The sequence below is a fragment of the Micromonospora sp. NPDC049580 genome (genome assembly GCF_040675595.1).
Taxonomy (GTDB): domain Bacteria; phylum Actinomycetota; class Actinomycetes; order Mycobacteriales; family Micromonosporaceae; genus Micromonospora.
In genome coordinates, this window is sequence record NZ_JBFAPG010000291.1 from 1 (window position 1) to 8,240 (window position 8,240).

Annotated in this window: 10 protein-coding genes; all 10 read right to left on the reverse strand. The window is 70.9% G+C overall.

The window, feature by feature from the left end:
- Positions 1-1,024: 1,024 nt before the first annotated feature.
- Entirely contained in the window at positions 1,025-1,390 is a 366-nt protein-coding gene (locus AB0J68_RS21470) for an SgcJ/EcaC family oxidoreductase (RefSeq protein WP_363940158.1), read from the reverse strand.
- Positions 1,391-1,392: 2 nt separating this feature from the next.
- Positions 1,393-1,704: a muconolactone Delta-isomerase family protein gene (locus AB0J68_RS21475; RefSeq protein ID WP_363940160.1), complete on the reverse strand. Its 312-nt coding sequence runs from the start codon at positions 1,702-1,704 to the stop codon at positions 1,393-1,395.
- 71 nt (positions 1,705-1,775) lie between these two features.
- Positions 1,776-2,438, reverse strand: a complete 663-nt coding sequence (locus AB0J68_RS21480; protein ID WP_363940162.1) for an acVLRF1 family peptidyl-tRNA hydrolase — start codon at positions 2,436-2,438, stop codon at positions 1,776-1,778.
- A 77-nt stretch (positions 2,439-2,515) separates the two neighbouring features.
- A complete protein-coding gene (locus AB0J68_RS21485; protein WP_355067619.1) occupies positions 2,516-3,142 on the reverse strand; it encodes a LysE family transporter in 627 nt (208 codons plus the stop codon).
- A 343-nt stretch (positions 3,143-3,485) separates the two neighbouring features.
- Positions 3,486-3,995, reverse strand: a complete 510-nt coding sequence (locus AB0J68_RS21490; RefSeq protein WP_354860402.1) for a metal-sulfur cluster assembly factor — start codon at positions 3,993-3,995, stop codon at positions 3,486-3,488.
- A 73-nt stretch (positions 3,996-4,068) separates the two neighbouring features.
- Positions 4,069-4,542, reverse strand: a complete 474-nt coding sequence (gene sufU, locus AB0J68_RS21495; protein WP_355067651.1) for a Fe-S cluster assembly sulfur transfer protein SufU — start codon at positions 4,540-4,542, stop codon at positions 4,069-4,071.
- A 2-nt stretch (positions 4,543-4,544) separates the two neighbouring features.
- Positions 4,545-5,849: a cysteine desulfurase gene (locus AB0J68_RS21500; RefSeq protein WP_363940165.1), complete on the reverse strand. Its 1,305-nt coding sequence runs from the start codon at positions 5,847-5,849 to the stop codon at positions 4,545-4,547.
- A gap of 20 nt (positions 5,850-5,869) precedes the next feature.
- Positions 5,870-6,643, reverse strand: a complete 774-nt coding sequence (gene sufC / locus AB0J68_RS21505) for a Fe-S cluster assembly ATPase SufC (RefSeq protein WP_354860398.1) — start codon at positions 6,641-6,643, stop codon at positions 5,870-5,872.
- Positions 6,643-6,969 (reverse strand): non-heme iron oxygenase ferredoxin subunit, encoded by a 327-nt coding sequence (locus AB0J68_RS21510; protein ID WP_363940167.1) that lies wholly within the window; start codon positions 6,967-6,969, stop codon positions 6,643-6,645. The genes sufC and AB0J68_RS21510 overlap by 1 nt, the downstream gene beginning before the upstream one ends.
- Positions 6,969-8,111, reverse strand: coding sequence for a Fe-S cluster assembly protein SufD (gene sufD / locus AB0J68_RS21515; RefSeq protein WP_363940169.1), 1,143 nt, complete (start codon positions 8,109-8,111; stop codon positions 6,969-6,971). Before sufD ends, AB0J68_RS21510 begins: the two co-directional genes overlap by 1 nt.
- Positions 8,112-8,240: the final 129 nt, after the last annotated feature.

The window sequence follows — 8,240 nt, forward strand, 5'->3', positions numbered from 1 at the left end:
CTTGGGTCTCCTCGCGCCCCCGCCCCACCACAAGAGCCCCCACCCCCCCGCCGCGGTGGCCCCCGCGGCGCCCCCCCCCACGTCCATGTTCACCGTCAGTCGGGCCGAGGCCCGGCAGCGCTTCGGGTGCAGACGTCGGGACGGGGAGGCTTCGTCAACGGCACTGCACCTGACGACAGAGACGCTGATCGAGAGCAATGGGGCAATACGACTGTCAATTACTCTCGACCATCAATTTCTGCGTCAGTTCTCCGAATTACGCCGCTGCGACACTGCCAGTGCACCCACTCGGCATACGAGTACCAGTGCGATACTTGAGCCAATTATGGTGCCGGACGTTCTTCTTCTGACTCTCGCACCAGTAATAGGTGTACGGGTGCACAACATCCCAGCAGTATGAATAGCACGTGCCGGAGGTGCAGTCGTTGACCTGACTGAGGTCCAGGTCGGCGCAAGGGTTGATCTCGAACATGGGAACCATGCCAGATGAACCCTGAGCTGCGGTAACACATTCTGCTGCGGGCTTGCCGGTCCGCTCTTGGGCAACCGAGGCCGCCGCCGGCGAGGCAGCGGTCAAGGATAGACCGATCAGGAGAATTGCGACCGAGAAAAGCTTGGTCATTGCCTTTAACACGTGTCCTCCAGGTGAGATCCAAGTCATCACACGCTGCGATGACCCACGACATCCTGGAACGACCGACGTCGCTCGCGCCACGGCCCCCCGTGCACAAACCGCCGTAGTCGACCAGCGCGGCAACCGGACCGAGAAAATTCTGTTACCGAAATTCTCTCTCTTGGTGCCGCGCTGTTTATACAACGCTTGTCTTCGGGGCCTGTCAACCCCGGTCATCGGCATCTGGGCTCTGATCGCGGTGAATGCGCTGCCCAACCGGTCTAATGCTGAGCTAAAGGCTGGGGTCACTCCCGTGCCATACACCGAGGTCATGCTTGCCGCTGGACAAGCATGTCCTTGCTGCGGGCAACCGTCGCCATTGAGTTCAAATTTCCGAGGTATGGAGCACCGTCAGTCGAGCCGGGAGACCTGGTAGTGCGCGATCAACCAGGCGTCCCCTACCCGCCGGACGACCACGCCCAGGTGCACCGTCAGCGCCGGTCGGTCGGTGAAGCCGAACTCCACGTCCAGGTAGCCCAGGACCACGTCGTCGGCGAGTCGCCGCGCCTCCCGGACCTCGTACGCGGCGGTCAGGCCGAGCGGCTGTGCGGCGTAGTACGCGGCGACGCCCTCCCGGCCGACGGTGTACGGGCGCAGGCCCTGGAAGACCGCGTCCTCGATGAAGACCGACGCGACGCGGTCCGGCTTGTGGGCGTCCACCGCCGACCGCCACCGGTCCAGGACGGACCGCAGGATCTCGACCTCGCTGCCAGCCATGGTCACCTCCCCGCCGGCCGGGGCGGCAGGCCCGGGTCGTTGGGGTGCGGCGTCAACGGCGTGACGGTCTCGCGTCGCCAGGCGCGCAGCGGCATCGAGGCGAGGACCGCCTCCAACTCGTCCACGTCGGCGGCCTCGAACAGCCCCCACGTACGCCACTCCCCAGGCGCCAGCGGCGGCCGCCACAGGCGCAGCAGGCTGCCCTGCGCCGTCAGCTCGGCCGAGCGCGCCGCCTCGCGTGCCCGCATCTCGGCAACCCCGTCCTCCGACGTGCCGTCGGGCACCGTCGTCACCATGTCAACAAGGAACTCCACGCGCCCATCCTCCGGCCACCGCGCGGGCACCACGCCGAGAACCCCGATCCACGTGGCGGTCGTCTCCCCGATCACTCCGCGGGGTCGGGTTCCGGGTCGCGCAGTCGGATGCGTACCGCCCGGGCCGCGTTCACCGCCGCGACCAGCACCGCGTGCCGCGGCTCCGGCACGTCTAGCAGCCGCTCGGCCCGCAGCGGCACGAGCGGGGCCAACCGCCGGTCGGCCAGCACCGTGTCCACGGCCCGCCGGTCACCGCCGCCGACGAGGGCCGCGAGCCGCGCCGCCTCCGGCAACAGCAGGCGTACGGCCAGGTCCGCCGCGTCGCCCAGCGCCGCCTTGGCCTGGTTGTCGCGCCGGCGGGCGAAGCGGTGCTGCGACCATCCCCCGGCGGCGGTGCGCCCCTGCACGTACCGGGTGTCCACCTTGGAGACCACGAGATCGGGGCCCTGCGCCACACCGACCGCCACCGCGCCCTTGCGGGCCAGCAGCAGACCGATCCGGTGCGGTGTGCCGGCGGCGGCGACGAAGGCGGCCACGTCCGCGCCTACCGGAGCGCCCGGTGGGGCGTACAACTCGGCGGTGGTGCCGTCGGGGGCGGTGAGCAGCAGGCCGTACTCCCGCGCGGTGGTGGTGGGCGGGCCGTGCCGGTCGGCGAAGCCCTCGACCCAGCGGCCGACGCGGGCCGGATCGACCTCGACCCACCGGCCGCCCCCGGCTGCGGGTCGACTGGTCACGGCCCGACCGTACGCCACGATGGTCCCGTCCGGTCCCCCGGCCGGCCCGCTCAGTCCCGCAGCGCCGCCGGGGGCGCTCAGCCGGGCAGCAGCGCCGCCACCGCGAGCGCGGCGATGAGCGCGCTGGAGACCAGGCCGGTGACCAGCCGGCCACGCGGTCCGGTCAGCGCCCGGCCGACCATCGTGCCGCCGCCGGCGATGAGCAGTTGCCAGCTCGCCGACGCCAGGAACACGCCGGCCACGAAGAGCGCTGCGGTCAGCCCGTTCGCGTCGGCGGTGTCCCGGCGACCCAGCACCAGCGCGGCGAAGTAGAGCACGGTCGTCGGATTCAGCAGGGTCAGCCCGAGCACCGCCGCGTACGCCCGCCCGGGAGTGCGCAGGCCCCCACCGGCCGATGGCGCCGGCCGGGAGCGGTGGGTGGTCCACGTACGCCAGAGGCCGTGCGCGGCGAGGCCCAGCAGGACCACGGCGGCGACCACCCGCAGCGGACCGGCCGCCGGGGCGACGACCCCGGCCAGGCTCGCGCCGCCGAACGCGGCGACCGCCGCGTACAGCCCGTCGGCCGTCGCCACCGCGAGCGCCGCGGCCGCGCCGACCCGGAACGAGGTACGGGCACTGAGCCCCAGGATGAGGATCGCGATCGCGCCGACCGGAATGGCGACGCCGTACCCGGCCACCAGACCCGCGAGGAACGCGCCGCTCACGACGACGGGCGACGGGCCGAGGCCACCCGGGGCACGGTGCGCTGTCGACGCGCGGCGGTGGCCGCACGGACAGAAACCTGCATCGGGTACGCCTCGATCACAGTCGGCATCCTGCGCGCCGCACCCACGCCTCCGCAACGGAGTTTTCCCCGCGCCCCGCGCCAAGATCCTCACAACATCCCCGATGTTGCTGCCTCAGACAGGCGGGAGACAGCAACATCGGGGAAGTTGCGCGGATCTTGCCGACGCCGGCCGGCCGGCGAGCGCGTGAGCCCATCCCACAACGGATCGAGCGCGGCACCCCGGAGGGCACCGCGCTCGACGACTGTGGGACGGAGTCGGGTCAGACGTTGAAGCCGAGGGAACGGAGCTGGTCCCGACCCTCGTCGGTGATCTTGTCCGGTCCCCACGGCGGGAGCCACACCCAGTTGATCCGGATGTCGTTGACCAGGCCGCCGCCCGGGCCGGTGGTCAGCGCCTGCCGGGCCTGGTCCTCGATCACGTCGGTCAGCGGGCAGGCCGCCGAGGTGAGCGTCATGTCCAGGGTCGCGACGTTCTCGTCGTCGACGTGCACCCCGTACACCAGGCCCAGGTCGACCACGTTGATGCCCAACTCGGGGTCGACGACATCCTTCATCGCCTCCTCGATGTCGGCGATCATGGCCTTGCTGACGCCGCCCGCCGAGGTGGCGGCGTCGCCGGCACCCGGGGCCGCAGCGCCGTCGGTCGCAGCGCCGTCGGTCGCAGCGGCGTTGGTCGTCGCGGCTCCGTCGGTCGTCACGGCGTCGGTCTGCGGCGCCGCGGTGGCGTCACCGGCCTCCGGCGTCGCCGCGGTAGCGGTGTTCTCGCTCATGCCGTCCCTCCGGTTCGCTTCGTGATGCCACCCGGCACCACCGTGCTGCTGGAAATCGCTCGCTGACGCTCGCTCACGCCTTCACCTCCGGGCCCACGCCCACGCCGGCGCGTGCCGCGGCGTCCTTGAACGCCATCCACGGCAGCAGCGCGCACTTCACCCGGGCGGGGTAGCGGGCGACGCCCGCGAAGGCCACCCCGTCACCGAGTACGTCCTCGTCGGGCGTGACCTGGCCACGTCCGGACATCAACTCGACGAACGCCTCGTGCACCTCGAATGCTTCCCCGGTGCCCCGACCGCGCAGCAGTTCGTGCAACACGCTCGCCGACGCCTGGCTGATCGAGCAGCCCATCCCGTCGTACGAGATGTCGTGCAGCACGTCGCCGTCGGTGGCCACCCGGACGGTGATCTCGTCGCCGCAGGTCGGGTTGACGTGGTGCGCTTCCGCGACCTGATCGGCCGCATCGTCGGCGTCGCGCAGGCCACGGCCGTGCGGATGCTTGTAGTGGTCCAGGATGATCTCCTGGTAGAGCTGGTCGAGTTGCACCATCAGTCGAACACCTTCCGCACCTGCTCCAGACCGCCCACCAGGGCGTCGATCTCCTCGGTGGTGGTGTAGAGGTAGAACGAGGCCCGGGTCATCGCCGGGACGCCGAACCGGCTGCACACCGGCTTGGCACAGTGGTGGCCCACCCGCACCTGCACGCCGAGCGAGTCGAGCACCTGACCCACGTCGTGCGGGTGCACGTCACCCAGCGCGAACGAGATGGTGCCGCCGCGCCCGATCGGCACGGTCGGGCCGAAGATCCGCAGGTCGGGCACCGAGCCGAAAGCGTCCAGCGCGTACGCCGTCAGCTCCTTCTCGTGCCACTGGATGGCCCGCATCCCGACGCCGGTCAGGTAGTCGACCGCCGCACCGAGCGCGACCGCCTCGGCGATCGGCGGGGTGCCCGCCTCGAAGCGGGCCGGCGGCGCGGCGAACGTCGAGCGGGCCATGGTGACCGTCTCGATCATCGAGCCGCCACCCATCACCGGCGGCATCGCCGCCAGCAGCTCACCCCGGCCCCAGAGCACGCCGATCCCGGTCGGGCCACACATCTTGTGCCCGGTGAAGACGATGTAGTCGGCGTCCAGGTCGACCACGTCGATGGGCAGGTGCGGCACCGACTGCGAGCAGTCCAGCAGCAGCAGCGCGCCCACCTCACGGACCCGCGCGGTGATCCGGGAGGTGGCGTTGACGGTGCCGAGGATGTTTGACGTGTGCACCAGCGAGACGATCTTCGTCCGTTCGGTGACCAGGTCCTCCAGGCCCGACTCGTCCAGTCGACCCTGATCGGTGACCGGGAACCAGCGCAGGGTCGCGCCGGTGCGCTCGCACAGCAGCTGCCACGGGACGATGTTCGAGTGGTGCTCCATCTCGGAGATCACCACCTCGTCGCCGGGGCCGAGCCGGAACCGGGGGTCACCGTCCGGGCGCAGCGAGGCGTTCGAGAAGGCGTACGCCACGATGTTGATCGCCTCGGTGGAGTTCTTGGTGAACACCACCTCGTCGACGCTCGGCGCGTGAATGAACGCGGCGATCTTGGCCCGCGCCCCCTCGTACGCCTCGGTGGCCTCGGTGCCCAGGGTGTGCACCGAGCGCGACACGTTGGCGTTGTGCCGCGCGTAGTGCTCGTCGAGCACGTCGAGCACCTGACGGGGCTTGTGCGAGGTGTTGGCGCTGTCGAGGTAGACCAGCGGGTGCCCGTTGATCTCCCGATCGAGGATCGGGAAGTCGGCGCGTACCCGGGCCACGTCGAAACGCGGCACGTCGTCGTACTGCGGCATCCCCTCGGGGATCGCGATGCTGGTCATCTCGGCAGCGCCTTCCCCACTCAGGCCTTGGCCGTGCCGGCCCCGGCGGCGTACCGCTCGTAGCCCTCGGCTTCGAGCTTGTCGGCCAGCTCCGGGCCGCCCTGCTCGACGATCCGGCCGGCCACGAAGACGTGCACGAAGTCCGGCTTGATGTAGCGCAGGATCCGCGTGTAGTGGGTGATCAGCAGCACGCCGGTGTCACCGGTGTCGCGGACCCGGTTGACGCCCTCGCTGACCACGCGCAGCGCGTCCACGTCGAGGCCGGAGTCGGTCTCGTCGAGGATCGCGATCTTCGGCTTGAGCAGCTCGAGCTGGACGATCTCGTGCCGCTTCTTCTCACCGCCGGAGAAGCCCTCGTTGACGTTGCGCTGGGCGAACGCCGGGTCCATCTGGAGGCGCTCCATAGCGCCGCGCAGCTCGCCGCCCCAGGTGCGCAGCTTGGGCGCCTCGCCGTCGATGGCGGTCTTCGCGGTGCGCAGGAAGTTGGCCACCGAGACGCCGGGCACCTCGACCGGGTACTGCATGGCCAGGAAGAGGCCGGCGCGGGCGCGCTCGTCGACCGTCATGGCCAGCACGTCCTCGCCGTCGAGGGTCACCGAGCCGCCGGTGATCTCGTACTTGGGGTGGCCGGCGATCGAGTACGCCAGGGTGGACTTGCCGGAGCCGTTCGGGCCCATGATCGCGTGAGTTTGACCGGAATTCACCTCCAGGTCTACCCCATGCAGGATCGGCTTGAGCTCACCCTCGGGCAGCTTGACCGACACCTTCAGGTCGCGGATCTCCAGGGTGCTCATTATCGGGTCACTCCATTACTCGGCGTCAGGCTGAGGTAGATGTCGCCGTCGCGGACTTCGACGGGGTAGACGGGGACGGGTTCGGTGGCGGGCAGGCCGGTCGGCGCGCCGGTGCGCAGGTCGAAGCGCGAGCCGTGCAGCCAGCACTCCAGCGTGCAGCCGTCGACCTCACCCTCGGAGAGGGCGACGGAGGCGTGCGAGCACTCGTCGTAGGCGGCGTAGAACTCACCGTCCTCGCCGTGCACCAGGGCGATCGGGCTGCCGTCGACGTCCGCGCTGATCGCGGTGCCCTTCGGCACGTCCTCGGTGGAGCAGATCCGGATCATCAGGCGCCCGCCTTGGCCAGCCGGGCCTCGATCGCGTCGCCGAGGCGCTCGCGCAGCTCCTCGACCGGGATCTTGTTGATCACCTCGGCGAAGAAGCCGCGGACCACCAGGCGGCGGGCCTCACCCTCCGGGATGCCCCGGGCCATCAGGTAGAACAACTGCTCGTCGTCGAAGCGGCCGGTCGCGCTGGCGTGGCCCGCGCCGGCGATCTCGCCGGTCTCGATCTCCAGATTGGGTACGGAGTCCGCCCGCGCGCCGTCGGTGAGCAGCAGGTTCCGGTTGATCTCGTACGTGTCGGTGCCGGTCGCCTCGGCCCGGATCAGCACGTCGCCCACCCAGACGGTGTGCGCGTCCGCGCCCTGCAGGGCGCCCCGGTAGCCGACGTAGCTGCGGCAGTCCGGCACGGAGTGGTCGACCAGCTGGCGGTGCTCCAGGTGCTGGCCGCCGTCGGCGAAGTAGACCCCGTACAGCTCGGCCTCGCCGCCCCGGCCGGTGTACTCCACGCTGGTGAACTGGCGCACCAGGTCACCGCCCAGGCTCACCTGCACGTGCGTCACCCGAGCGTCCCGGCCGAGCTTGAACTTGAGGTGCTGCGCCTGCACCGCGTCCGGCGCCCAGTCGGCCACGGTGACCAGGGTCAGCTTGGCCCCGTCGCCCACCGACACCTCGACGTTGTCGGCCAGGGTCGCCGAGCCGACGTGCTCCAGCACCAGCGTCAGCTCCGCGAATCGGCCCACCTCGACGAAGGTGTGCCCGAAGGCCAGACCCTCGCCGCCGTCGCCGACCACCCGCACGCTCACCGGGGCGCCCACCACGACATCGCTCGCCACCGAGAGCAGCAGCGCCTGCCCGGCGCCGCCGTACGCGAGCGCGCTGACCCGGTCGACCGGGGTGAGCACGCTGCCCACCCGCGGGTCGTCGGTGCCGATGCGCTCGATGGCCACGCCCTCGGGCAGCTCGCCGTACTCGTGCCGGACCGTGCCGGCACCGGCCTGGGCGTCGCCGCTGAGGCCGCGCAGCCGCTTGAGCGGGGTGAAACGCCACTCCTCCTCCAGGCCGGTGAGGGCCGGGAAGTCGGCGACGTCGTACGAGCGCAGCGCCTGCGACTTGGTGCTGGGCGGCGCGGAAGCCTGGGTAGTCATGTCTTCCTTGGTCTGTCATGAATCGGAGGGTCAAAGCGGGCTGGACCGGACCCGGCGTACCGGGTCCGGGCCCGTCCGTGGCCGGGCGGCGGCGGCGTCAGCCGACCGCGCCCTCCACCTGAAGCTCGA